The 23,194-nt window shown below is 70.4% G+C and carries 19 protein-coding genes; 6 read left to right on the top strand and 13 right to left on the bottom strand.

From position 1 onward, the window contains the following. Nucleotides 1-163 precede the first annotated feature (163 nt). Together ITI46_RS21245 and ITI46_RS21240 are read right to left on the bottom strand one after the other, a co-directional pair. Complete coding sequence (locus ITI46_RS21245) at nucleotides 164-1,126, bottom strand: MerR family transcriptional regulator (protein WP_209241277.1); 963 nt, start codon at nucleotides 1,124-1,126, stop codon at nucleotides 164-166. Between the two features lie 52 nt (nucleotides 1,127-1,178). Next, nucleotides 1,179-3,050, bottom strand: coding sequence for an SDR family oxidoreductase (locus ITI46_RS21240; protein ID WP_209241276.1), 1,872 nt, complete (start codon nucleotides 3,048-3,050; stop codon nucleotides 1,179-1,181). A 623-nt stretch (nucleotides 3,051-3,673) separates the two neighbouring features. On the opposite strand from ITI46_RS21240, the gene ITI46_RS21235 reads away from it, so the two are divergent. Genes ITI46_RS21235 through ITI46_RS21220 form a run of 4 tightly spaced genes read left to right on the top strand, consistent with a single transcriptional unit; the run spans nucleotide 3,674 to nucleotide 7,301 of the window. Then, on the top strand, nucleotides 3,674-4,648 hold the full coding sequence (locus ITI46_RS21235; protein WP_209241280.1) for an ABC transporter ATP-binding protein: 975 nt from the start codon (nucleotides 3,674-3,676) through the stop codon (nucleotides 4,646-4,648). Further along, nucleotides 4,638-5,609, top strand: coding sequence for an ABC transporter permease subunit (locus ITI46_RS21230; protein ID WP_247746341.1), 972 nt, complete (start codon nucleotides 4,638-4,640; stop codon nucleotides 5,607-5,609). Before ITI46_RS21235 ends, ITI46_RS21230 begins: the two co-directional genes overlap by 11 nt. Then, entirely contained in the window at nucleotides 5,606-6,556 is a 951-nt protein-coding gene (locus ITI46_RS21225; RefSeq protein ID WP_209241275.1) for an ABC transporter ATP-binding protein, read from the top strand. The genes ITI46_RS21230 and ITI46_RS21225 overlap by 4 nt, the downstream gene beginning before the upstream one ends. A gap of 22 nt (nucleotides 6,557-6,578) precedes the next feature. Continuing rightward, nucleotides 6,579-7,301, top strand: a complete 723-nt coding sequence (locus ITI46_RS21220; RefSeq protein ID WP_209241274.1) for an ABC transporter permease subunit — start codon at nucleotides 6,579-6,581, stop codon at nucleotides 7,299-7,301. Between the two features lie 57 nt (nucleotides 7,302-7,358). Here ITI46_RS21220 and ITI46_RS21215 read toward each other — a convergent pair whose 3' ends face one another. The 3 genes from ITI46_RS21215 to ITI46_RS21205 all read right to left on the bottom strand — a co-directional run bounded on the left by ITI46_RS21215 (nucleotide 7,359) and on the right by ITI46_RS21205 (nucleotide 10,591). After that, nucleotides 7,359-8,063: a hypothetical protein gene (locus tag ITI46_RS21215; protein ID WP_247746340.1), complete on the bottom strand. Its 705-nt coding sequence runs from the start codon at nucleotides 8,061-8,063 to the stop codon at nucleotides 7,359-7,361. A 451-nt stretch (nucleotides 8,064-8,514) separates the two neighbouring features. Beyond that, nucleotides 8,515-9,912 carry an FAD-binding oxidoreductase gene (locus ITI46_RS21210; RefSeq protein ID WP_209241272.1) on the bottom strand — a complete coding sequence of 466 codons (1,398 nt, stop codon included), beginning with the start codon at nucleotides 9,910-9,912 and terminating at the stop codon, nucleotides 8,515-8,517. Nucleotides 9,913-9,970: 58 nt separating this feature from the next. Then, nucleotides 9,971-10,591, bottom strand: coding sequence for a TIGR03086 family metal-binding protein (locus ITI46_RS21205; protein WP_307808261.1), 621 nt, complete (start codon nucleotides 10,589-10,591; stop codon nucleotides 9,971-9,973). Between the two features lie 164 nt (nucleotides 10,592-10,755). Here ITI46_RS21205 and ITI46_RS21200 point away from each other — a divergent pair, with 164 nt between their 5' ends. Continuing rightward, nucleotides 10,756-11,778 (top strand): helix-turn-helix transcriptional regulator, encoded by a 1,023-nt coding sequence (locus ITI46_RS21200; protein ID WP_209241270.1) that lies wholly within the window; start codon nucleotides 10,756-10,758, stop codon nucleotides 11,776-11,778. Here ITI46_RS21200 and ITI46_RS21195 read toward each other — a convergent pair. Then, a complete protein-coding gene (locus tag ITI46_RS21195) occupies nucleotides 11,760-13,346 on the bottom strand; it encodes an MFS transporter (protein ID WP_209241269.1) in 1,587 nt (528 codons plus the stop codon). The genes ITI46_RS21200 and ITI46_RS21195 overlap by 19 nt on opposite strands. Before the next feature lie 84 nt (nucleotides 13,347-13,430). Between ITI46_RS21195 and ITI46_RS21190 the strand changes: the two genes are divergently transcribed. Beyond that, complete coding sequence (locus ITI46_RS21190) at nucleotides 13,431-14,444, top strand: Lrp/AsnC family transcriptional regulator (RefSeq protein WP_307808260.1); 1,014 nt, start codon at nucleotides 13,431-13,433, stop codon at nucleotides 14,442-14,444. Between the two features lie 58 nt (nucleotides 14,445-14,502). Here the strand turns inward: ITI46_RS21190 and ITI46_RS21185 are convergent, their stop codons facing one another. From ITI46_RS21185 to ITI46_RS21155, 7 genes are all read right to left on the bottom strand, one after another. Next, nucleotides 14,503-15,336, bottom strand: coding sequence for an HAD family hydrolase (locus ITI46_RS21185; protein WP_209241267.1), 834 nt, complete (start codon nucleotides 15,334-15,336; stop codon nucleotides 14,503-14,505). After that, nucleotides 15,333-16,610: a serine--tRNA ligase gene (serS, locus tag ITI46_RS21180; RefSeq protein WP_209241266.1), complete on the bottom strand. Its 1,278-nt coding sequence runs from the start codon at nucleotides 16,608-16,610 to the stop codon at nucleotides 15,333-15,335. Before serS ends, ITI46_RS21185 begins: the two co-directional genes overlap by 4 nt. Nucleotides 16,611-17,259: 649 nt before the next feature. Continuing rightward, complete coding sequence (gene pheA, locus ITI46_RS21175; RefSeq protein WP_209241265.1) at nucleotides 17,260-18,189, bottom strand: prephenate dehydratase; 930 nt, start codon at nucleotides 18,187-18,189, stop codon at nucleotides 17,260-17,262. Nucleotides 18,190-18,231: 42 nt separating this feature from the next. Next, nucleotides 18,232-19,686, bottom strand: coding sequence for an iron uptake transporter deferrochelatase/peroxidase subunit (gene efeB, locus ITI46_RS21170; protein ID WP_247746339.1), 1,455 nt, complete (start codon nucleotides 19,684-19,686; stop codon nucleotides 18,232-18,234). Nucleotides 19,687-19,705: 19 nt separating this feature from the next. Beyond that, nucleotides 19,706-21,859, bottom strand: a complete 2,154-nt coding sequence (locus ITI46_RS21165; protein WP_209241278.1) for a copper resistance protein CopC — start codon at nucleotides 21,857-21,859, stop codon at nucleotides 19,706-19,708. 133 nt (nucleotides 21,860-21,992) lie between these two features. Next, entirely contained in the window at nucleotides 21,993-22,469 is a 477-nt protein-coding gene (locus tag ITI46_RS21160; protein ID WP_209241264.1) for a copper chaperone PCu(A)C, read from the bottom strand. Next, a complete protein-coding gene (locus ITI46_RS21155) occupies nucleotides 22,466-23,134 on the bottom strand; it encodes an SCO family protein (RefSeq protein ID WP_209241263.1) in 669 nt (222 codons plus the stop codon). Before ITI46_RS21155 ends, ITI46_RS21160 begins: the two co-directional genes overlap by 4 nt. Between the last annotated feature and the right edge of the window lie 60 nt (nucleotides 23,135-23,194).

Raw genomic sequence — 23,194 nt, 5'->3', positions numbered from 1 at the left:
GCCGTCACGGCCTCATGCCCCCAGCCCCCGCGCCTTCGCGGCTTCGCGCTCCCCCGAGGGCCCGCGCCCCGAGCCCAACACCCCCAGCCTCACGCCCTCAACTCCCGCCCCAAGCCCACGCACCCAAGGCCCAACCCTCCAAGCGCCACCCCCCCAGTCCAGCTCACCCCCGCTCCGCCGTCATCCGGTCCATCGCGCGGGCCCGCACCTCCCGTTCCGCCGCTGCCGTGATGAAGTCCGGGGTGTGGGCCTCGCCCACCAATTCGCGTACTGCCTCCACCGTTTCGGCAGGAAGCCGGATCTGCTCGGTCCGGTCCGTGCCGCCCCCAGCGGCGGTGGGCGGCGCCGCGGCTGCCGAGCGCAGATGGTCGCGGAGGTTGCGGGCGGCGAACTTCTGCATGGCTCTCGCCAGTTCGGCCTCCACGGTCTGCTGCGCCAGCGGGCGGAGTCTGCGCACCAGGTCCGCTGCCTCGGAAGCGTCCACATCGGAGAGGTGGGCGCCCAGATAGCGGACGAAGACATGTTCGTTGGTGAAGTCCAGAAAGCGGGCGGCTATGTGCTCCACCTGGCCGCGCAGCTCCCTCAACTGCTCGGTGATGGCCAGCAGCGGCACCCCCGCCTTGTGCAGTTCGGCCGCGACCGACAGCTCCTGGGGGCTGGGCACCCGGAACTCGTCCTCCCGGCCGGGGACCGGCTCCAGCACCCCCAGCGCCACCGCCTCGGAGACCGCCGCCTCGTCGTGCTCACCCCCGAACAGCTCGTCCAGCTCGGCCCGTGAGACACGGCCCGACTCCTCGTCCGTCCACGGCCCGTCCACCTCCGCGACCAGGCCCAGCACTCCGCCCAGGCCGCGGCCCTCGTCCCATGCCTGGAGCAGCTCCCTTATCGACGCCAATGTGTAGCCGCGCTCCAGCAGGTCGGCGATCTGCCGCAGCCGCGCCAGGTGGGAGTCGTCGTACACGTTGGCCCGACCACGCCGCTCGGGCTTGGGCAGCAGGCCCTTGTCCTGGTAGGCGCGGATGGTGCGTACCGTCGCACCGCTGCGGTGCGCGAGATCTTCGATGCGGTACTGCGGTTCCGACGGCGAAGCCGGCGCCGGGCCCGGGGGCCGGGGTGACGGGGGCATGGTCGAGTTCTCCTCGGTCGGCAGCTTTCAAGCGGTCGTCATGAGTGGCGGTCTACATAGGCGGCCGGATACGGGCGACACCGCGCAGGGCTCGCGGAGCGAGGTGGGACAGCAGCCGCGCCCCGCGGGCTTCGGGTGTCACCGGCACTACGGCCTGGTTCCGCACAACGGCTCGCAGGACGGCCTCCGCCGCCTTCTCCGGCGGGTAGTTGCGTATCCCGTACAGCCGGGACGAGCGTCGCCTGATGCGTTCCTGCTCCGCGTCATCCGCCCCGGCGAACCGCGCGGTCCCCGCGATGTTGGTGTTGACGAAGCCGGGGCAGATCGCCGTCACGCCGATGCCCTGGCCCGCCAGCTCGGCGCGCAGACACTCGCTCAGCATCAGCACGGCAGCCTTGGACGTGCTGTACGCGGGCAGGGCCCGGGAGGGCTGATAGGCGGCGGCCGAAGCGACGTTGACGATGTGCCCGCCCTGGCCGCGATCGGCCATCTGCCGACCGAAGAGACGGCAGCCGTGGATGACTCCCCACAGGTTGACGTCCAGCGTCCGTTTCCACTCCTCGGTGGTGGTGTCCAGGAACGAGCCCGCCATGCCGATGCCCGCGTTGTTGACCAGCACGTCCACCGTGCCGTATTCGGCGGCCACCTTCTCGGCCAGCTTCTCCATCGCCTGCTCGTCCGCGACGTCGACCGTCTCCGCCCACGCCTGTGGCGCGCCCACCCGGCGGGCCTGGTCCGCGGTACGGGCGGCGCTCTCCGCTTCCCGGTCCACAGCGATCACCCGCGCTCCGGCCTCGGCGAACGAGATGGCCGTCGCCTTGCCGATGCCGCTGCCCGCGCCGGTCACCAGCGTCAGTTGTCCCGCGAACCGGTCCGCGTACCTGCCGGTGGCCGCGGGCTCCCGGGCCGGCAGCCCGGGTTCGCCGCCGGTGACGAACTCGGCAATCCAGGCAGCCAGTTGGTCGGGCCTGGTGCGCGGCACCCAGTGCTTGGCCGGGAGCGTGCGGCGGGTGAGCCGGGGGGCCCACAGCTCCAGCTCGTCGTAGAGGTGCTCGCTCAGAAAGGCGTCACCGGTCGGGGTGATGAGCTGGACCGGCACATGGGCGTAACAGTCGGTGCGGGGTCGGCGCAGCCGGGCCCGCACGTTGTCCCGGTAGAGCCAGGCACCGTGCGCCGCGTCATCGGGGAGGGACTCCGTCGGATAACCGCCGCCCGGGACCTTCTCGGCGAGCTCCAGCAGGCGGGGCCAGCGTTTGCCCAGCGGGCCACGCCACGCCAGCTCGGGCAGCACCGGAGTGTGCAGCGCGTACACATACCAGGACTTGGCGCCCTGACCGAGCAGTTGTGCGGCACGGCGTGGTGTCGGCCGGGACGCCCTTTTCTTGATCCAGTGGCCGAAGTGGTCCAGCGAGGGGCCGGAGATCGAGGTGAAGGAGGCGATCCTGCCCTCCGTACGGCGCACCGTCGCGAACTCCCAGCCCTGCACCGAGCCCCAGTCGTGCCCCACCAGGTGCACCGGTTCGTCCGGGCTGACCGCCTCGGCGACGGCCAGGAAGTCGTCGGTCAGCTTCTCCAGGGTGAATCCGCCGCGCAGTGGCTTGGGCGCCGTCGACCTGCCGCAGCCCCGGACGTCGTAGAGCACCACATGGAAGCGGTCCTTGAGGCGCTGCGCCACCTCGGACCAGACCTCCTTGCTGTCCGGATATCCGTGCACCAGCACGACCGTCGGCCGCGTGGCGTCACCCAGCTCGGCGATGCACAGCTCGATCCCCCCGGTGGCGATCCGGCGCTCCCGCGCGCCTTCCAGCAAGCTGCCCTCCGGCAAGCCTCCCTTCCGCGATTCGCCGTCCCGCGATTCGCCGTTCCGCAATCCGGGCTCGGCCGGGCGTCCCTCAGACGCGGTGCCGTCCGTCGTTCCGCTCATGCCGCCTGTGCCTCCTCCTGCCATTGCCGCAGATACGGCAGATCGTCTCCAGCCAGAACGCGCTCTCCTCGCGATCCAGTTGCTGCACTTCGCTGAACCCCCGCAGTTCAGCGGGGGCGTAACCGCTCGTCGCCGCGAGCATCGCCGGCCTTCCGTCCGTTGGTGGTCCTCGATCGGCTGCTGTCGATGTGGGTCGGTATGGATCGGTATAGATAAGTATGGGTCGATGTAGCGCTGCATGGATCGGCGTGGACAGATGTGGGTCGGCGAGTTCGACGGGTTCGGGCCGACGGCGATGACCGCGAGCGCCGGCGCTCGCGGGTCTCGTCCGTGCGGACGCGGTGAGACGCGACGATCGTCGGCAACGGCGCGGTCCGTCACCGGGTCACCCCGCTGCGTGAGCAACTTGACACTGACGAATGTGACATCGGTCGCTGGCGAGGTCAAGGGCCCCGCCCAGCCTGTGGATAACTCCGGAATCGACTATTCGCCCCCGTCCCCTACGGGCTCCTCCGACCTGAGAGGGACAGGCCCAAGCACTTGAGGGGTACGGACCCGGCGCGGAATCAGACACCGCGTCTGACGCGGACGCGACGATCGGCTCATAGCGTCGAAGCGTGACTGTGATCGCGATCGAAAGCCTCAGCAAGCGGTTCCCCCGGGTGACCGCACTGGACCGGCTGACCGTCGGCATAGAGCCGGGCGTCACCGGGCTGGTGGGCGCCAACGGGGCCGGAAAGTCCACTCTCATCAAGATCCTGCTCGGGCTGTCCCCCGCCACCGAGGGCAGCGCGACCGTGCTCGGCATGGACGTGGCCACCCAGGGCGGCGCGATCCGGGAGCGGGTGGGGTACATGCCCGAGCACGACTGTCTGCCCCCGGACGTGTCCGCCACCGAGTTCGTCGTCCACATGGCGCGCATGTCGGGGCTGCCCGCGACGGCGGCCCGGGAGCGCACCGCCGACACCCTGCGCCACGTCGGCCTGTACGAGGAGCGCTACCGGCCGATGGGCGGTTACTCGACGGGCATGAAGCAGCGGGTCAAGCTCGCCCAGGCACTGGTCCACGATCCGCGGCTCGTCCTGCTCGACGAGCCGACCAACGGACTCGATCCGGTCGGCCGCGACGAGATGCTCGGCCTGATCCGCCGCGTACACACCGACTTCGGCATCTCCGTGCTGGTCACCTCGCACCTGCTGGGCGAGTTGGAGCGCACAAGCGACCACATAGTCGTCATCGACGGCGGCAAGCTGCTGCGCTCCTCCTCCACAGCGGACTTCACCCAGCGCACCGCCGTGCTGGCTGTCGAGGTCACCGACACCGACGAGCACCCCGACGGCACCGCGGCCCTGCGCACAGCCCTGCGGAAGGCGGGTCTGAACCCGCACGAGCCGGCTCCGGACCGCGCCCTGGCGCCCGGCGCCGGGCACCTGGTCACGCTCGACATCGGTGGCGAGGCCGGGGACACCGACGAATCGGTCTTCGACACCGTGCGGGACACCGCGGCCGACCTCGGCCTAGGGCTGGTCCGCATGGAACAGCGCAGGCACCAGATCTCCGAGGTCTTCACGGAAAGGAGCGCCGGTGATGTCGCCTGACCGCACCCCCGAGCACCCCACCACCACCGGGCCGGCGCCGGGGCAGGCCACCGCCCCCGCGCACGGCCGGACGGCCACCGCCGAACGCGGCCAGGACGTCATCCACAACATCGGCTACCGCGGCTACGAGGGCCCCCGCCTGGGCCGCTCCTACGCGCGGCGCGCCCTGTTCACCCAGTCGCTGCGCGGCTCCTACGGACTGGGCCGCTCGGCGAAGTCCAAGGTGCTGCCGATGCTGCTGTTCGCCACGATATGTGTGCCGGCCGCCATCCTGGTGGCGGTCGCGGCCCTCACCAAGGCCAAGGAGCTGCAGGTCGGGTACGCGGAGTACGTGTTGCTGATGCAGCCGCTCCTGGGCATCTACCTGGCCGCGGCCGCACCACAGGCCATCTCCATGGACCTGCGCTTCAAGACGACGCCGCTGTACTTCTCCCGCCCCATGGAGCGCAGCGACTACGTGGCGGCCAAATACGCGGCCCTCTCGGCAGCCCTGTTCCTGTTCACCGCGGTGCCCGTGCTGATCATGTACGTCGGTGCCCTGCTGGTGAAGCTCGACTTCTCCGACCAGACCAAGGGCGCCGCCCAAGGGATCGTCTTCTGCGCGCTGTTCGCACTGCTGCACGCCGCCATCGCCGCCTGGATCGCCGCTCTCACGCCGCGCCGCGGCTTCGGCGTCGCCGCGATCATCGTGGCGATCACGGTGCCGTACTTCCTGGTCACCGCGCTCCAGGGGATCGCTCTCACCTCGGACAACAGCAGTGCCATCGGCTGGCTCGGCCTCGGCTCGCCCGGCACGCTGTTGGACGGCATCCAGAGCAGGTTCCTCGACGGCCGTTCCGGATTCCCGGACGCGCAGACCCTCACCGGCAGCCAGGGCGCCGTCTATCTGGCCGTCTTCGTGGCACTGGTCGCCTGCTTCTACGCCCTACTGCTGCGCCGCTACCGAAAGGCCGGACTGTGAGCACGATCCACATCGACCGCGTCTCCCGCTGGTTCGGAAACGTCGTCGCGGTCAACGACATCACCATGGACATCGGCCCCGGTGTCACCGGCCTCCTCGGGCCCAACGGTGCCGGCAAGTCCACACTCATCCACATGATGGGCGGCTTCCTGGCGCCCTCCAACGGCAGCGTCACTCTGGAGTCCTCCCCGGGCCCGGACGGCAGGCCGGCAACGGCGGCGCCGATCTGGCGCAACGAGGACTCCTACCACCACATCGGTCTGGTGCCCGAGCGCGAGGGGATGTACGACTTCCTCACGGGCCGTGAGTTCGTACTGGCCAACGCCGAACTGCACGACCTGCCGGACCCGCGCGCCGCAGCCGCCGAGGCGCTGGCGACGGTCGAGATGGAGTACGCGCAGGACCGCCGTATCTCCACCTACTCCAAGGGCATGCGGCAGCGCGTGAAAATGGCCTCCGCACTGGTGCACCACCCTTCGGTGCTGCTACTGGACGAGCCGTTCAACGGGATGGACCCGCGCCAGCGGATGCACCTGATGGAGCTGCTGCGCAGGATGGGCGACGAGGGACGCACCGTACTGTTCTCCTCACACATCCTGGAGGAGGTCGAACAGCTCGCCTCCCACATCGAGGTCATCGTCGCCGGACGGCACGCCGCCAGTGGCGACTTCCGCAAGATCCGCCGTCTGATGACCGACCGACCGCACCGCTATCTGGTGCGCTCCAGCGACGACCGGCGGCTGGCCGCTGCACTCATTGCGGACGCCTCCACAGCGGGCATCGAGGTGGACAGGGCCGAGGACGCACTGCGCATCCAGGCCGTCGACTTCACCCGCTTCACCACGCTGCTGCCCCGTGTCGCACAGGAGCACGGCATCCGGCTCTACACCGTCTCGCCCTCCGACGAGTCCCTGGAGAGCGTCTTCTCGTACCTCGTCGCGGCCTGAGCGGCGGAAAGGAGCTGACCAGATGTACCACCCGACGGTCGCGCGGCTCACCTATCGCGCTCTCCTGGGGCGCCGCCGCGCACTCATCCTGTGCGCGCTCCCGGCACTGCTGCTCGTCGTGGCCGCCGCCGTACGCGCCATGAACGGCGCCGACGACGCGGTCACCAGCCAGCTGCTGGGCGGTTTCGCGCTCGCCACACTGGTGCCGCTGATCGGCGTGATCGCCGGAACGGGCGCCATCGGCCCGGAGATCGACGACGGCTCCGTCGTCTACCTGCTCTCCAAGCCGGTCTCGCGCCCCTCCGTCATCGTCACCAAGCTGATCGTCGCGACCGGCACGACCGCCGTCTTCTCGGCCGTACCGGTTCTCGTCGCGGGCTTCATCCTGAACGGCAACAGCCAGCAGCTCGCCGTCGCCTACGCGCTCGCTGCCGCGGCCGCCTCCATCGCCTACAGCGCGCTTTTCCTGCTACTGGGGACGGTCAGCAGGCACGCCGTCGTCATCGGCCTGGTGTACGCGCTGATCTGGGAGGCGCTGATCGGCAGCCTGGTGCCGGGCGCCAAGACGCTCAGTGTGCAGCAGTGGGCCCTCGCACTCGCCGAGAAGGTGGCGGGCAGCGGCGCGGACGTCAACTCGGCGGTAGCGCTCCCTACGGCACTGGTGCTCATCGTGGTCGTCACCGTGGGAGGCACCCTTTTCGCCGGCCAGAAGCTGCGCACACTGACGCTGGCGGGAGAGGAGTAGGGGTTGCACCTTGCGGGTGTCCCCGGCGCGGTGGGCCGCGCCGGGGACACCCTCCTGTCAGGACTCCGCGCCTGGCGGTGGGACCGTCGGCTCGGCGCCGACTGCGCGTACGACGCCGCGCAGTTCCCCGCGCATGGCGCGCATTTCCTCACCCATGTCGGCGAGACGCTGACTCATCGCGCTCACCAGTTGTTCGGTTCGCGCTGTACGGCGTGCGCTCTCCGCCACACGGTCGTCCATGCGCTCGACCCGCGCGGACAGCCGCCCGATGACCGGGCCCAGCTCCTGGAGCACCGCGCCGAGTTCGGCACCGGCCGACTCCAGATTGCCGACCCTGCGGTCGAGTGACCCGTAGCCGACGGCCAGCGTGCTGACCGTCCGCCGCAGCTCCTCCGTCGACTGCCGCACCGCTTCGACCCCGGGATGCGCACGGGCGCTCTCCTCGACGTCGAGGAGGTAGTTGCGGACTTGCTGAGCGACCACGCTGTCGCGCAACAGCATCGCCACGCAGAGGACTGCACGTCGACTGAAGACGGTGAGTCCACTGCGGCGCTGTGGATAACCGCTCTCCGGCTCGGATGAGACCGACATGGTGTCGGTCTGATATTTGTGCAGGTCAGAGCCCCTGAGAAGGGTCATCCCATTGTTGGCGAGCTCTTCGCGGTGCCGCTCGGCCACCTTTTCCACAGTTTTCAGGGGCACTTCGAAGTAGTTGGCCACATCCCGCGTGGTGGCCTGTGCACTGCCTGTGGAAAACGCCAACGCCTTTACTTTGTCGAGTACTTCGACCCTGTGTGCCACACCGGAGCGCGCGCTGCGCGACTCCAGTAAGACGGAATCGGTGTACATGGCAGACCTCCTGGGTCCTGGTTCCGGACATGTCTGAGAGACCCCGATGACCTGGGGCAGGTGTCCGTATCCAGGAACCAGGAGCGGAGATCAGCTCATGTCTTCCCACGTACCGCACTACCGGCAAGAGACCGTTCCCGGCGCCCACGTCCTCCGTGGGCCGACTCTCAACCGGCTACCACCACTTCACATACTCTCGTCGCCGCGCTCTCCAGTCGCCTCCGCGCACGAGGTACAACGATTCGACAGTCGTACGGTTACGCGATTCGGGGTGAGGGAGGCAGAAATTTCCCGCCTCCCTCGCCCCTCGCCGCCGTAGGCAAGCCCAGGCGCGCGCAGGTGGGCGCAGAGTGAGCCCCGGGAATCAACCCCGTTCCACGCCCCGCAAGTTGAACCGGAACATCCCCCGCGGGTCGCACTCCGCCTTCAGCCGGCCCAGCCGCGCGTCGATCTCGTCCCCGTACGCCGCCCGTGCTGTACCTCGGTCCTGCGGCCCGTAAAGGAAGTTGGCGTTCCGCCCGAGGGACTGGTCGCTCACCGGTGCCAGCACCCTCTCGTGCAGAGCGCGCACCACGTCCTCGCCCGGATCCGACACCGGCGAGAGCACATAGAGCAGATACTCCGCCTCCCGGTGCGCCACCGCGTTCGGTGCAGCAGGCGGGCGGGAGAAGGCGCCGCCCAGATGGCGCATGCTCAGCACGCACATCGCCTCCGCAGACGGACCGGCAGCCGCCAGTACGGACCGTCGTGCACTGTCGTCCAGTCCGCCGGCGCCCAGCAGTACGTTGGCGCTGCGGTACGAGTGCGGCGTGTCGGGTTCGCTGAATACTGTCGCGCACTCGGAGTACGGCATGTCCCGCAACTCGTCCACCAGTAGCGAGCCGATTCCCCGCAGCGGCTCGACCAGCCGCTCGCCCTCTTCCTTTGACCCGGTGAACGCGATGTGCACCTGGGCGAGATAGCGGCCGCGCAGGTGTGCGGGAACGGCGGGTACGTCCGGCATCGGCAGCAAGGTCACAGCAGAGGTCAGTTCCTCAGGGACCGACTCGGTCCACTTCTGCCAGATCCGCAGCACCTCTTCCGCGACCTGGCCACCGTCGAAGACGAGCCGCCCGCCGAAAATGCGCTCCACTGGTACGAGTTCCAGCTCCAGCCCGGTCACCACCCCGAAACCGCCACCGCCCCCGCGCAGCCCCCAGAACAGCTCGGGATCGCTCTGTGCTGTCACCTCGTGCAGACGAGCGTCCGCCGTGACGATGTCGATCCGCCGCACCCGGTCCGCCGCAAAGCCGAACTCCCGTCCCAGCAGGCCGACTCCGCCGCCCAGCGTGTACGAGACGACGCCGACCCCCGGAGCCGAACCGTTGACAGGTGCCAGCCCGTGCCGCGCTGCCTCAGCCACCAAGTCCCGCGCCTGTACGCCTGCCTCGACCCAAGCGGTGCGCGCCTCGACGTCGATCCGGATGCCCGTCATATGACGCGTACTCACCAGCATGCCCTCACGGGCCGACTCGCCCAGGCCGTGTCCGGTCGCCTGCACGGCCAGCGGCATTCCGTGCCGCTGTGCGTGGTCGACCGCCGCCCGTACGTCCTGTGGCGTGTGCGCGGCGACGATCACGTCCGGGCGGTGCGGATTTCCGGTCTGGAAACCGGAGCGCTCCTGGTCGTACCCCTTGTCCCCAGGTACGAGCACACTGCCGCGCACCGCGTCGCGCAGCGTGTCCAGCGCCTCCGGCTGCATCCCGTCCGTCCTCCCCGTCATGCTGATTTCTCCTGTCCCCTGTCTCCAGTACCGGCCTGCTGTCGCGCCTTCTTCGGGCCTACTGCTGCGCCGTGTGCGGTGAACGCCACTGAGGGTCGCGGCCCAGCCAGGCGGCTAGCCGGGCGTAGGTGTCGGCGCCCTCCGGGGCCTGCTGGACCTCGCCGAAGGGCATGTGCTCCCGGCCCTCGGCGGGCAGTGCCTGCTGCGCGGTGTTCAGTGCGAACCGGGCCACCTCCTCGTCCAGTTCGCCGCTCCAGCCGATGGCGCGCGCCAGGTCCCAGGTGTGCCCGGCGGTCTCCATGACCGACCCGGAGAGCGCGATCCGGCCCGGCATCCGCCCCCAGGGCACCGTCACCACGGCGTCCATGACCGTGTCGCTCTCCCAGGCGGCGATCATGCGCTTGCGGCCGTCCTCGTAGAGCTCCGGCCACTGCTCGGCGGGCACGCCGGCCGTCCACTCGGGCACGTCGGGCCCCTTGCCCTCGCTGCCCTCGGGGACGGTCGCGATCCGGCGGGCGCCGCTGACGAGGTGCCCCAGCAGGGACCGTACGTCGTACTCGGAGCACGGCGTCGGACCGTCGAGCTGTTCGGGCCGTACGGCGGCGATCAGCGTCGCCGCCTGCGCGGTGGCGCGGGCGTACACGGGACGGGGGTCGGGGATCTCAGGGGTGCTGTTCACGGTCCACTCCTCAGTTCGGTGCGCGGGCTCGGGCGGGCCGGGGCTGTTCCGGGGGCGTACGGAGCCGTTGCGGAGCTGTCCGGAGCCGGGTGGCTTCGACTGGGGGAGAGTCTGCCGGAATAACTTGACACGACCCGTCAACATTTTTGCGGCACTGTGGAGAGGTGAAATCCGACCGGCTGCTGGCCATCCTGTTGCTCCTCCAGACGCGCGGCCGCGTGCCGGCCGACGAACTGGCGGCGGAGCTCGAGGTCTCCGCACGAACCATCTACCGGGACGTGGAGGGGCTGTCGGCCGCTGGCGTCCCCGTGTACGCGGAGCGCGGGCGGCACGGCGGCATCACGCTGTTGCCCGGCTACCGCACCGATGTGACCGGTCTGACCAGTGACGAGGCCCGCGCGCTCTTCGTACTGGCCGCACAGGGTGTGCATTCGGCGCTCGGTCTCGACAGTGCACTGGGTTCGGCCCTGCGCAAGGTGATGGCCGCGCTCCCCGCGCCGCACCGCCCGGCGGCCGAGCTGACCAGCCGCCGCATCCTGGTCGACCCCGACCGTTGGCTTCCCGGGCCCCGCCGGGCGGTCGACCTGGGCGCTCTGCACACCGCCGTGTTCGCCGACCGCAGGCTGCGCCTCCGCTACCGGCACAGCGGCGACAGCCGGCCGCGCACCTACACAGTCGACCCGTACGGTCTCGTCAGCAAGGCGGGTGTCTGGTATCTGGTCGCCGACCGGCGGCGCTCCCCCACCCTCTTCCGCGCCGACAGGATCGCCTCCGCGACCGTCCTGGAGGAGCCGGTACGGCGGCGCGGTGACGTCGAGCTCGCGGACGTCTGGCAGACACTGCGCCGCCGCGTCGAAGAGCGGCCCAGGGAGGTAATGGTGACCGCGCGGGTGCACCGCTCCCGGCTCGACATGTTCACCAGGATCGTCGGCCCCCTTCTGATCGGGTCCCCGGAGGAGAACGGAGAGGGCCGAGGGGAGGACGACTGGGTCACCGTCCGCCTCGCCTTCTCCGTCCTTGCCGGAGTCAGCGTGCTGCTTCAGTTCGGCCCCTGGGCGGAGGTAATCGATCCCCCAGAGGCAATCGACGAACTGCTGCACCGGCTGCACGAGGTGGTCGCGCTGTACGACACACGGCGCAGCAGTGCCCCCTCCGCCCCCGCACCGCCCTATGAGGCCGAGGACTGAACCGGTTGCCGCACACCCGGTTCCTGCCCCTCAGCAGGCGTCGGCCCCTCAGCAGGCGTCCGCTCCTCACCAGGCGCACGCTCGCCAGGCGCATGCTCGGTCGCCGGCCGCCCCCGTACGAACAGCAGCACCGCCACCCCGGCCGCCAGCGCAGTCACCCCGCAGATCACAAAGATCCGGTCCAGCCCGGCTGCGAACGCCTCCCGGACGAGCACCAGCGGCACCCCGGCCTCGTGGGCGCGTCCGCTGCCCGCGGCCTCGGCCGCCGCCCGGGGCACGCCGTGGCCGGTCAGCACCTCACGTACCTGGGAGGCGAAAACGGTACCGAGGACGGCGACGCCCAAGGCGTAACCCAGCTGCCGGAAGGTGTTCACGGCGCCACTGGCGACCCCCGCCCGCTCGGGCGGAACAGCGCCCAGCGCGGCGGAGACCAGCACGGTGAGCGCCATTCCCACGCCGATCCCGATCAGTACGAACCCGGGCAGCAACGCCGTCCAGGAGGAGCCCGGCGCCACCAGCGTCTGGGCCAGCACCCCGACACCTGTGACCAGCACCCCGCTGCCCAGCGGATATTGCGGCCGCATCCGCTGCAGCCTGCCGCCGAAGAGGCTCGCGACCAGGAAGGCCGTGCCCGCCATGGGCAGCGTGGCCAGCCCGGCGCGCAGCGGGCTCATGCCCAGTACCGACTGCACCCACAGGGCGCTGTAGACGAAGTGGGTGAAGGCAGCGGCCTGCGTCAGCAGTGCGACACCCATGAGGACGGCGAATGAGCGGTTCCGCAGCAGTGCGAGGTCCAGCAGCGCCGCCGCGCCCCGCGCCCGTTCCACCAGTACGAACCCCACACCGGCCGCCGCTGCGACCATCAGGGCCCAGACCGCCAAGCGGTCGCTCCACCCCGAGTCCCCGCTGCGCACGAGTCCGTACGTCAGCGCGGCGGCGCTCAGCGTGAACAGCACGGCGCCCGCCCAGTCGACCCGCGCGCCTGCCCGCTGCGGCGCGCGGGACTCGCCCACCGTACGGAAGGTGATCCACAGGGCCACCAGTGTCAGCGGCACATTGACGAAGAAGATCGCACGCCAGCCGATGTACTCGGTCAGCACCCCGCCCAGCGCCAGTCCGCATCCGACGGCCGCGCCGTTGACCGCGCCCCACACACCGAAGGCGACGCCCCTGTCGCGCCCCTGGTAGGTGGCGTTGATCAGCGGGGCGTTCGCCGCGAACATCGCCGCCGCTCCCGCGCCCTGGACCGCCCGGGCGGCGATCAGCGTGCCGGCGTCCGGCGCGAGCCCGCACGCCAGTGAGGCGAGTCCGAACAGCGCCAGTCCGAAGAGGAAAACCCGCCGTCTGCCGTGCAGGTCGGCGAGAGAGCCCGTCACCAGGAGGAGCGCGGCCAGTGCGACGGCGTAGATGTCCACCACCCACTGCAGCGAGGTGAAGGAGGCGTCCAGTGAGGTCGCCATCCGGGGCAGTGCGGTGTTCACGATGCTCACATCGATCAACAGCATGAACGCACCGAGACAGAGGCCGGCCAGCGGCCACCACTTGCCGTGTTGTTTCTTGTTCTTCATGCCGCCAGATTCCGAGAGCGGTGCCTCATACCCCACTCAGCGCAGCAAATGCGGTGGGATTCGACATCGGATACCGTTTCGGCGGTGGGAACCGACACCAGATCCACCAGGACGCTGCCGCCCCTGGACGATCTCGACCGGCAGATCGGCCACGCGCTCCAACTGGACGGCCGGGCGGCCTTCTCCCGGATCGCCGAGGTCCTGGGCGTCTCCGACCAGACCATCGCCCGCCGCTGGGCCAAGCTGCGATCCAGCCGCAGTATGCGCGTCCTCGGCCTGACGGAGCCGAGCGTGGTGGGCGAGACGGTGTGGCTCATCCGGGTCTCGACCACCCCTGACGCCGCCGTCCCGCTGGCGGAGTCCCTGGCACGCCGCACCGACACCGCATGGGTGGGGCTGCTGGGCGGCGGCACCGAGGTCAGTGCGGTCTCCCGGTCGAGCGCGGACTGGGCGCGCAACGGTGGGGAAGCCGTGCTGCTGCGCGAACTGCCCCGCACTCCGCGCGTACTGTCCGTGCGTGCCTACTGTCAGCTGCACCAGTTCTTCGGCGGTGCCGAGGGGCTGGTCCTCAAATCCGGGATGCTCACGCCCGAACAGGTGGCACAGCTCTCCCCGCCCGCGCCCACGCGGCCCGACGAGCCGGTCCGGCTGACAGCCGACGACCACAAGCTGCTCGCCTGCCTGGCGCAGGACGGCCGTACGCCTGTGCCCGAACTCGCCGCCGCGACCGGCTGGTCGCCCTCGACGGTACGGCGGCGCATGGCGGAACTGCGCGCCACTGGGGCGCTGTATTTCGACGTGGACTACGGGGTGCACGTTTTCGGCCTGGGTACGCGGGCCGCCGTATGGCTGTCCGTACCGCCCGCCCAACTGCACGCCACCGGGGAGGCGGTGGCCGCGCACCCTGAGGTCGCCTTCGCGGCAGCCACCTCGGGCCCTGCCAACCTGTTCCTGGCGGTCGTCTGCCGGGACCCGGCGGCGCTGTACGCGTATGTGACCGGACCGCTCGCACAGCTGCCCGGGGTGCGGGACTTCGAGACGTACCCGATGGTCCGCAGCCTGAAGGGGCCAGGGCCCTTCCTGCCCGGCCCGCACTGACCGCGGCAGACGCCGGACATCAGCTGTCAGCCGACAGGTGCGGGTCAGAGGACAGCAGTCAGCCGGCCAGCCGTTCCAGCACCAGCGCGATGCCGTCCTCGTCGTTGGAGGCGGTCACCTCGTCCGCGACGGCCAGCAGCTCCTCGTGCGCGTTCTCCATGGCGACGCCCCGCCCGGCCCAGGCGAACATGGGGATGTCGTTGGGCATGTCGCCGAACGCGATCGTCTCGGCGGACCGCACCTTGAGCCTACGGGCCGCCAGCGCGAGCCCCTTGGCCTTGGACAGGCCCAGCGGCAGCAGCTCCACGATGCCCTCGCCGGCCATCACCACCCCGACCAGGTCGCCGACGGCGGCCCGCGCGGCCTTCGCCAACTCGTCGTCGTCCAGCTGCGGATGCTGGATGTAGAGCTTGTTCAGCGGCTGCCGCCAGATGGTCTCGCGGCCCTCGAACGGTACGTAGGGCAGCGGTCCGTCGTGGACGCGATAGCCGGGACCCGCCAGCACCTCGCCGTCCACCCCGTCGCGGGAGGCGGCCACTGCCACGGTGCCCACTTCCTTCTCCAGCTGCACCAGGGCCTGTTCGGCGACGCGTCGGTCGAGCGTCACAGAGGTCAGCAGCCGTCCTGAGCCCGCGTCGTAGACCTGGGCGCCCTGCGCGCACACAGCGAGCCCCTTATGGCCGAGGTCCGCCAGTATCTGCTTTGTCCACGGCACCGCGCGCCCAGTGACGACGATGTGCGCCGCACCTCGCGCGGCAGCGGCGTCCAGCGCGGCACGGGTGCGCTCCGAGACGGTGTCGTCGGAGCGCAGCAGCGTGCCGTCGAGGTCGGTGGCGATCAGCCGGTACGGGAACGCGTCGGGACCGCCGGGGGCGGCAGCTGGCGCGCTCACTTGGCGACCGGCTCCAGCGCCTCACGGCCGCCCAGATACGGCCGCAGCACCGGCGGCACCCACACCGAGCCGTCCTCCTGCTGGTGGTTCTCCAGCAGCGCCACGATCGTGCGCGGCACGGCGCACAGCGTCCCGTTCAGCGTCGCCAGCGGCTTGACGTTCTTGCCGTCGCGCATCCGGATGGACAGCCGTCGCGACTGGAACTCGGTGCAGTCCGAGGTGGAGGTCAGCTCGCGGTACTTGCCCTGGGTGGGGATCCACGCCTCGCAGTCGAACTTGCGGGCCGCCGAGGAACCCAGGTCCCCGGTGGCCACGTCGATCACCTGGAACGGCAGCTCCAGGGACGAGAGCCACTGTTTCTCCCACTGGAGCAGCCTGCGGTGCTCCTCCTGGGAGTCCTCCGGTGCGACATAGGAGAACATCTCCACCTTGTCGAACTGATGGACGCGGAAAATGCCGCGGGTGTCCTTGCCGTACGAGCCGGCCTCGCGCCGGAAGCAGGGCGAGAAGGCGGCGTAGCGCAGCGGCAGCCGGTCGGCCTCGATGATCTCGTCCATGTGGTACCCCGCCAGTGGCACCTCGGAGGTGCCGACGAGGTACATGTCGTCCTTGTCCAGGTGGTAGACGTCCTGCGCGGCCTGGCCGAGGAATCCGGTGCCCTCCATGGCCTGCGGCTTGACCAGCGCGGGCGTCAGCATCGGCGTGAAACCGGCCTCGGTCGCCTGTGCGATGGCCGCGTTGACCAGGGCCAGCTCCAGCAGTGCGCCGATGCCGGTGAGGAAGTAGAAGCGCGAGCCCGAGACCTTGGCGCCGCGCTCGACGTCGATGGCACCGAGCTTCTGGCCCAGCTCCAGATGGTCCTTGGGCTCGAAGCCCTCGGCCGCGAAGTCGCGGGGCGTGCCGATGGTCTCCCGGACGGTGAAGTCCTCCTCGCCGCCGACCGGTACGTCCGGGTGCACCAGGTTGCTGAGTTGGCGCAGCAGTTGCTGGGTTTCCGCTGCGGCCTCGTCCTTCTCCGCGTCGGCGGCCTTCACCGCGCTCGACAGCTCACCGGTGCGGCGCAGCAGCTCCGCCTTCTCCTCACCCTCCGCCTTGGGGATGAGCTTGCCGAGCTGCTTCTGCTCGGAGCGGAGTTCGTCGAAACGGACGCTTGAGGACCTGCGCCGCTCGTCAGCGGAGAGCACCGCGTCGACGAGGTCGACGTCCTCTCCACGGGCGCGCTGGGAGGCGCGCGCACGGTCGGGGTCCTCACGGAGCTGGCGAAGGTCAATCACCCCGCCAGGGTACCGGTGGCCTCGGACTCCGCTCGATTCGATATCCTTTTGCAGTGCTTTGTCCGAATTGGGCGTTTTGGAGCCTCCGGGAAAATACTGTTCTCGGGGTTTCTCGCTCTTCCGGTTTTCCGGCTTTCCGGATTTCCGGATTTCGGCGAGCGCGCGGCCGGCCTCGTCGGCCTCGGGGCGGCGGGCGGACTGTGCGCACTCGCGGGGGAGTTGGGCAGGGGGCTGGGCAGGTGTCGGCCGCACTTATCCACACCCGCGATGGGGGCGGGGAGGGTTTTCCACAGGGTGGGAAGTGGTGCTGTGGAAATGAGGGAGTTCCGTTCCGGCAACTGTTCGGCTGGCGCGGAATTCCCGGGGTAAACCGGAAATACCCACTCAATCGAGGGGGATTAGCTCACCCCAAAGAGTTGATCAATGGAATTGTGGTGACGGGGTGGTAGCTGGGGTCTGTGGAGGGAGATGCGGTCTGCATGCCGCTTTGTCGACTGCGTCCGTTTTCTCTGTCGACTTGTGCACAGGTCGGCACCCACCCCTGTGGATAACTTTGCCGGGCCTGTGTACGACGCGTATGTGGGCGTCTGTACGACGCGTCTGCGGCGTCGATCCGCCGTCTGCGCGCGTCGGTACGCCCCCTGTGTGCTCAGTCCCGCCCGTCGAGGCAGCGCGACAGCCAGTCCGCCGCCGCCACGAAGTCCTCGTCCGCCGTGCCCGAACGCAGCGTCGGCGGCTGGGCGTCGGCCCGCGGATACGATCCCAGGAAGCGCACCGCGCGGCAGGAGCGCTTCAGTCCCATCAGCACATCCCCCACCCTGCGGTCCTGCACATGGCCTTCGCAGTCCACCGAGAAGCTGTACTGCCCGATGCCCTCACCCGTGGGCCGCGACTCGATCCGCATCATGTTGACGCCGCGCGAAGCGTACTCGTGCAGCACCTCCAGCAGCGCACCCGGCTGGTCTCCGCGCAGCCAGAAGACCACCGAGGTCTTGTCGGCCCCCGTCGGAGCGGCCGGCCTGCCCGGCTGGCCCAGCAGCACGAACCGCGTCGTCGCGTTCTCCGCGTCGTGGATGTCGGTGACCAGCGGCTCCAAGCCGTAGGTCGCGGCGGCGAACTCGCCCGCGAACGCCGCGTCGTAGCGGCCCTCCTGGACCAGCCGGGCGCCGTCCGCGTTGGAGGCCGCCGACTCCCACATCGCGTCCGGCAGATGCCCGGCCAGCCAGTTGCGCACCTGTGGCTGTGCGACGGGGTGCCCCGTGACCGTCTTGACCTCTTCCAGCCGCGTGCCGGGGCGCACCAGCAGCGCGAAGGCGATGGGCAGCAGCACCTCACGGTAGATCATCAGCCTGCGGCCGCCTGCCAGCTCGTCCAGGGTGGCCGTGACGCCGCCCTCCACCGAGTTCTCGATCGGCACGAAGGCCGCCTGCGCCTCCCCGTTCCGTACGGCGTCCAGAGCCGCGGGAACCGACACCATCGGGGTGAGCTGGCGGGTGGCGGCCTCGGGCAGGGTGTGCAGCGCGGCTTCGGTGAAGGTGCCCTCGGGGCCGAGGTACGTGTAGCGGCTCGCAGGTGTCATGCGCCCACGGTAGTCGCGCCGGGGCACCGCCCGGTGCCGGTCTCAGCCTTCGAGCAGCCGCTGGCCCACGTACTCGCCCTTCCGGGGGCCGCCCGGCACGGCGAACAGCCCGCTTGCCTCGTGCCGCAGGAAGCGGGAGAGCGCGTCCCCCCGGTCGAGCTTGCGCTGTACGGGTACGAAGCCGCGCAGCGGGTCGGCCTGCCAGGCCAGGAAGAGCAGCCCGGCGTCGGGCGCACCGTCGTCCCGGAAGCCGTCGTGGAAGGAGAACGGCCGGCGCAGCATCGCGGCGCCCCCATTGGTCTCCGGAGCCGTGACCCTGATGTGCGCGTCCCCGGGGATCACCGGCGCTCCGTCCGTGCCCCGCTTTTCCAGGTCGGGCTCGGTGTGCTCATGGCCGCCGGACAGTGGCGCACCGTCCGACTTCCGCCGCCCTATCACCTTCTCCTGCTCGTCCAGTGAGCGCTTGTCCCAGTCGTCCAGCAGCATCCTGATGCGCCGCTGCACCACATAGGAGCCACCGGCCATCCAGGAGGGCTCGCCCGAGGACGGTACGAAGACCTTCCCGGCGAAGTCCTCGTCCTCGGGCTTGGGGTTGTTGGTGCCGTCCACCTGGCCCATCAGATTGCGCACCGTACGGGGGCGGTCGGTGGCACCAGGGGAGCGGTTGAAGCCGGACATCTGCCAGCGCACCCGGGCCGTGCCCGCCGCCTCGCGCTGCAGGGCGCGCAGCGCGTGGAAGGCCACCAGTGCGTCGTCGGAGCCGATCTGCACCCACAGGTCGCCGTCCGAGCGCTTCTTGTCCAGCGCGTCCGCCGAGAAGTCCGGCAGTGGGGCGAGCTGGGCCGGCAGCCGGTCCTTGAGGCCGGTACGGGTGAAGAACGTCCGGCCGAACCCGAACGTGACTGTCAGCGAGGACGGCCCCGCGTCCAGCGCGATTCCGGTGTCCCGTTCCCCGGCGCTGGGCCGCTCGCCGGCCATCATCCGCCGAGCCGCCTCGGACCAGCGGCGCAACAGTGCCGCGGCCTGCTTCCTGCCCGCCTCGGGGACGAGATCGAAGGCGAGCAGATGGCCGTGTGCCTGCGCGGGTGTCAGGATGCCCGCCTGGTGGGTGCCGTGGAACGGCACGGTCGTCGAGCCCAGCGTGGTCAGCGCCGTAGGGGGCTCCTCCTGAGCCGCCGAGTGCGCCCAGGCGCCGCCCGCGCCGCCCAGCGCCAGCCCGGCGGCACCCGCAGCTGAGGCGGTGCCCAGCAGCCGCCGACGGGACAGTTGCGCAGCCGCCGGGCGCGCCCGCTCTCCGTTCGGCGTGCTGGAGGAGACGCTGCTGTCGGGACTCTGGGCGTCCCGGTTACGGGAGCTCGGCGCATCCCGGTTACGCGAACTCTTCGTCCCCCGCTCACGGGAGGCCTGCGCATTCCGCGTGCTCCGCGCATCCCGCGTGCTCTGCGTGCCCTGTGCGGGCAGTGGGTGCTGCTCGTCCTGCGAGTTCTGCTTGCTCATGTCGTCGCTCGGTTCCGGCTCAGCCGATGGTGGCGGTGGTGGTCTCGGTGACCTGGTCGATGTCGGAGGTGCGGATGGTGACCGCGACCTTCCATTTTCCGGCCATGGGCAGCTGGAGCCCCGTGGCCTTCCAGTGGCCCTTTTCGCCCTTGACCGGTTCGAGGGGCGCGGGCAGCGGGCCGAGGTCCTTGGCCCGCAGTGTGAAGGCGACCTTCACCTCGCGTGCCTCGACGGGCTTGCCGCTGGGGCTGGTGGTGCGCAGCTCCAGTGCGTTCTCGCCGCTGGTGCCCGGGTCGATCTCCAGCTCGGCGGTGCCCTTGCCGTCCGGGCCGCCCGTGTCGAACGGCACCTTCACATCGACCGGCCCGGCGGGCTCGCTCTGCGCCGCGCTGCCGGCCTGCCGTACCCGTTCCTCGGTGCGGCCCGGCTCGGTGCCGGTCAGGAGGGTGGTGACGGCCAGCAGCACGACCGCGACGGTGGCCTCGGTCAGCACCGAGCGGCGCAGCCCGCTGCGCTGCGGGTCGGCCTCCCGCTCCTGACGGCGCCTGGCCGCCTCGGCTGCGGCCCGCTGCCGTGCCAGCTGCGCGGCCCGCACCGGGTCGGAGGGAGTGCGTTCCGGGCCCTCACCGCCTCCACCGCTGCCGCTGCCATTTCCGTCGCTGCCATTTCCGCCGCTGCCCTGCGCGGACGTTCGGACAGTGGCCCGTTCCGGCGCGCGGCTGCCTGGAACGGCTGCCGCCCGGGCGGAGACCGAGGCAGAGGAAGAAGCAGAGGCGGCGGCCCCCTCGGACTCCCCGCTCCGCCCCGCGTTTTCAGCCATCACCGGAACGTCGGTCAACCTGGTTGTCCATCGGCGGGAGAACCATCCGGCAGTCACCAGTGCGGCCACCAGGACGACCTTCACGATCAGCAGCTGCCCGTACGAGGTGCCCGTCAGCGCGCTCCAGGACCCCACCTGGCGCCAGGACTGGTACAGCCCCGTGGCAGCCAGCACGGTGACACAGCTGAACGCCAGCCGGGAGAACCGCCGCACTGTCGTACCCGAGGGAGCGGGACCCCAGCGCAGCAGACAGAACAGCGCCGCGAGACCGCCCAGCCACAGGGCGACGGCGAGCAGGTGCAGCACGTCCACGGGCATCGCCAGCCCGGTCTGGATTCCGGTGGAGGCGTGCTCGGCCATCGCCCACGTCGCCGCCAGCCCCGCGGCCACCACGGTGCCCCCGAGGGACAGCCCGAAGAACAGATCCCGCCGCTGCCGCTGGGCCTCCTCCCTCTCGCCGCCGGACTCGGACAGACCCGCCTCTGGTGCGCCGGACTTCTCCTCTGGCGAGCCCTCCTGCAGATCCGCGCTGCTCAGGTCGTCCGGTGGCTCCGGGCTGCTCCGGCCGTCCTCCCCGCCCCGCCGCGCGTACGCGCCGAAGAGCACCGAGACGAACAGCGCGGCAGCCGCGAGCAGCAGCAGCCGGGAGACCAGCGCGGCGCCCGGTTTGGTGGCCACCACGTCCTTGAGCCCGCCCAGGTCGGCCACGTCGGCGAACCGTCCCGACCCGGTGTACGGACCCCGCAGCAGCAACAGCACCAGCGTCGAGGCCGCAAGGACGCACCAGCCGGTGACCGTCAGCCGCTGCACTGCACGCGAAGAGGCGGCCCGCGGAGAGCACAGCAGCACGAACGCCGCGCCGCCCACCAGTAGCACGAAGCCCGCATAGGCGGCGTACCGCCCGAGCCCGTAGAGCGCGCCCACGGCCCCGCCGCCCGCGTTCTCGTTCTGCTGCGGGGAAGCCACGCTCGTCTTGGACGGCTTGCCCACGGAGAAGGTGAAAGCGCCCGAGACGGGATGGCTGTCCGCGGAGACGGCCTGCCAGGCGACGGTGTAGGTGCCCTTGCCGATGCCCTGCTCGAGCGAGACGGCACGCTGCACCTTGCTGCCGGTGCCGGTGTCGCGGACCTTACGGGTGTCCACCCGCTTGCCCCGCGGGTCCAGCACCCGGATCGCACCGTCGGACATGGCCACGCCCTCCGAGAAGTCGAGCGTGACCTGCCGAGGCGCGCCGCGCACCACCGAGCCCTCCGCGGGGTCGCTGCCGATCAGCGCGGCGTGCGCCCCCGCAGGGCCCGCGCCGGCCAGGACCGCCAGCAGCGCGACCGCACCCGTGACGAGGGCCAGCAGCACGCGGGAGGCGGCGGAGCGAGGGACGGCGGAACAGGGCGCGAGGGGGCGCGCGACGGCCGAGCGGACAGCCGCACGGAGGGGCGCTCGGGTGGTGGACGACACGCCTGCGAACCTCACTTCCTAGGTGTGTAGTTCACTTCTCAGGTGTGTAGTTCGTCGCTTCGACGGGAGCCTTGACCGTGACGGAGCCGGATCGCGCGAAGTGCAGCACAAAGGTGACCGTCTGGCCCTTCTCCGGCTTGCGCTCCAGCTCCATGAGCATCAGATGGTTGCCACCGCGCCCCAGCCGGAGGGTGCCGTGCGCGGGAACGGACAGCGACTTCACCCGCTGCATCTGCTGCTTTACGGTCTTGTGGATCTCGACCTTGCCGGCGACGTCGCTGGAGACGGAGGTCAGCTTGTCGGCCTGGTCGCCGCCGTTGCGTACGGTCAGGAAGCCGCCGGCCATCTCCTTCGTCGGCGGCTGCGGTACGTAGGCGCCGCTGATCTTCAGCTCGGGGCGTCCGTCGCCCTTGGGAGTGCTGTCCTTGTCGCCGGAGGAGCAGCCGGCCAGGGCGAGGGTGAGCGCCGCACCCAGCGCTGCGGCGGTGAGCTGCCGGGCGGCGGTCACGGGTTCTTCCCTTCGACGAGCTTGGGCAGGTCCTTTTCGAGGATCTCGGGCCCGGTGTTGTCCTCGGTGTACAGGACGTGCGCCTTGTCGTCCTTGGGAGAGAAGGCGAGCAGCTGGGCGCCGTGTGTGGAGACGATGTCGCCGTTCTTCTTCTTGTACGAGGGCGCGACGCTGACGCCGACGCTGCGGGCGCCCGCCTGGATGGTGTCGAAGTCGCCGGTCAGCCCGATGAAGGACGGGTCCTGGCCGTGCAGCCACTTCCCGAGCTCCTTGGGGGTGTCCCGCTTGGGGTCGGTGGTGACGAAGACGACCCGCAGCTTCTTCTTCTGCTCAGGCGACAGTTTGGCGTTGGCCCTGGCCACCGAGATGTTGCTCATGGTCAGCGGGCAGATGTCCGGGCAGTGGGTGTAGCCGAAGTACAGCAGCGTCGGGTGACCCTTGGTCTCCTTGATCAGGTCGTAGCTCTTGCCGTGTGTGTCGGTGAGTGTGAGGTCGGGCTTCTCGAAGGGCTGGTCGAGGACCGTGCCGCCCTTGTGCTGTGCCTTCTCGACCTTCGCCGGCTTCTCGGCCTTGTCGCCGCCGTCGTCGGAGCCGCAGCCCGCCAGGGCGAGCGTGGCGGCTGTGGCCAGGGCCGCGGCTGCCGCGGCCGTTCTCGTGGTGCGCATAGTGCTTGTCCGCATCGTGCAGTAGGGATCGTGCCGTAAAGGATTGAGGGGGTCCGGAGG

This window comes from Streptomyces oryzae (assembly GCF_017676365.1).
GTDB classification, from domain to species: Bacteria; Actinomycetota; Actinomycetes; order Streptomycetales; family Streptomycetaceae; genus Streptomyces; species Streptomyces oryzae.
This window is presented reverse-complemented; position numbering and strand designations above follow the sequence as displayed.

Coding starts and splice junctions, on each gene's coding strand:
- ITI46_RS21245 (WP_209241277.1), bottom strand. CDS start 1,126: ATGCCCCCGTCACCCCGGCCCCCGGGCCCGGCGCCGGCTTCGCCGTCG.
- ITI46_RS21240 (WP_209241276.1), bottom strand. CDS start 3,050: ATGAGCGGAACGACGGACGGCACCGCGTCTGAGGGACGCCCGGCCGAG.
- ITI46_RS21230 (WP_247746341.1), top strand. CDS start 4,638: ATGTCGCCTGACCGCACCCCCGAGCACCCCACCACCACCGGGCCGGCG.
- ITI46_RS21220 (WP_209241274.1), top strand. CDS start 6,579: ATGTACCACCCGACGGTCGCGCGGCTCACCTATCGCGCTCTCCTGGGG.
- ITI46_RS21210 (WP_209241272.1), bottom strand. CDS start 9,912: ATGACGGGGAGGACGGACGGGATGCAGCCGGAGGCGCTGGACACGCTG.
- ITI46_RS21195 (WP_209241269.1), bottom strand. CDS start 13,346: ATGAAGAACAAGAAACAACACGGCAAGTGGTGGCCGCTGGCCGGCCTC.
- pheA (WP_209241265.1), bottom strand. CDS start 18,189: ATGACACCTGCGAGCCGCTACACGTACCTCGGCCCCGAGGGCACCTTC.
- efeB (WP_247746339.1), bottom strand. CDS start 19,686: ATGAGCAAGCAGAACTCGCAGGACGAGCAGCACCCACTGCCCGCACAG.
- ITI46_RS21155 (WP_209241263.1), bottom strand. CDS start 23,134: ATGCGCACCACGAGAACGGCCGCGGCAGCCGCGGCCCTGGCCACAGCC.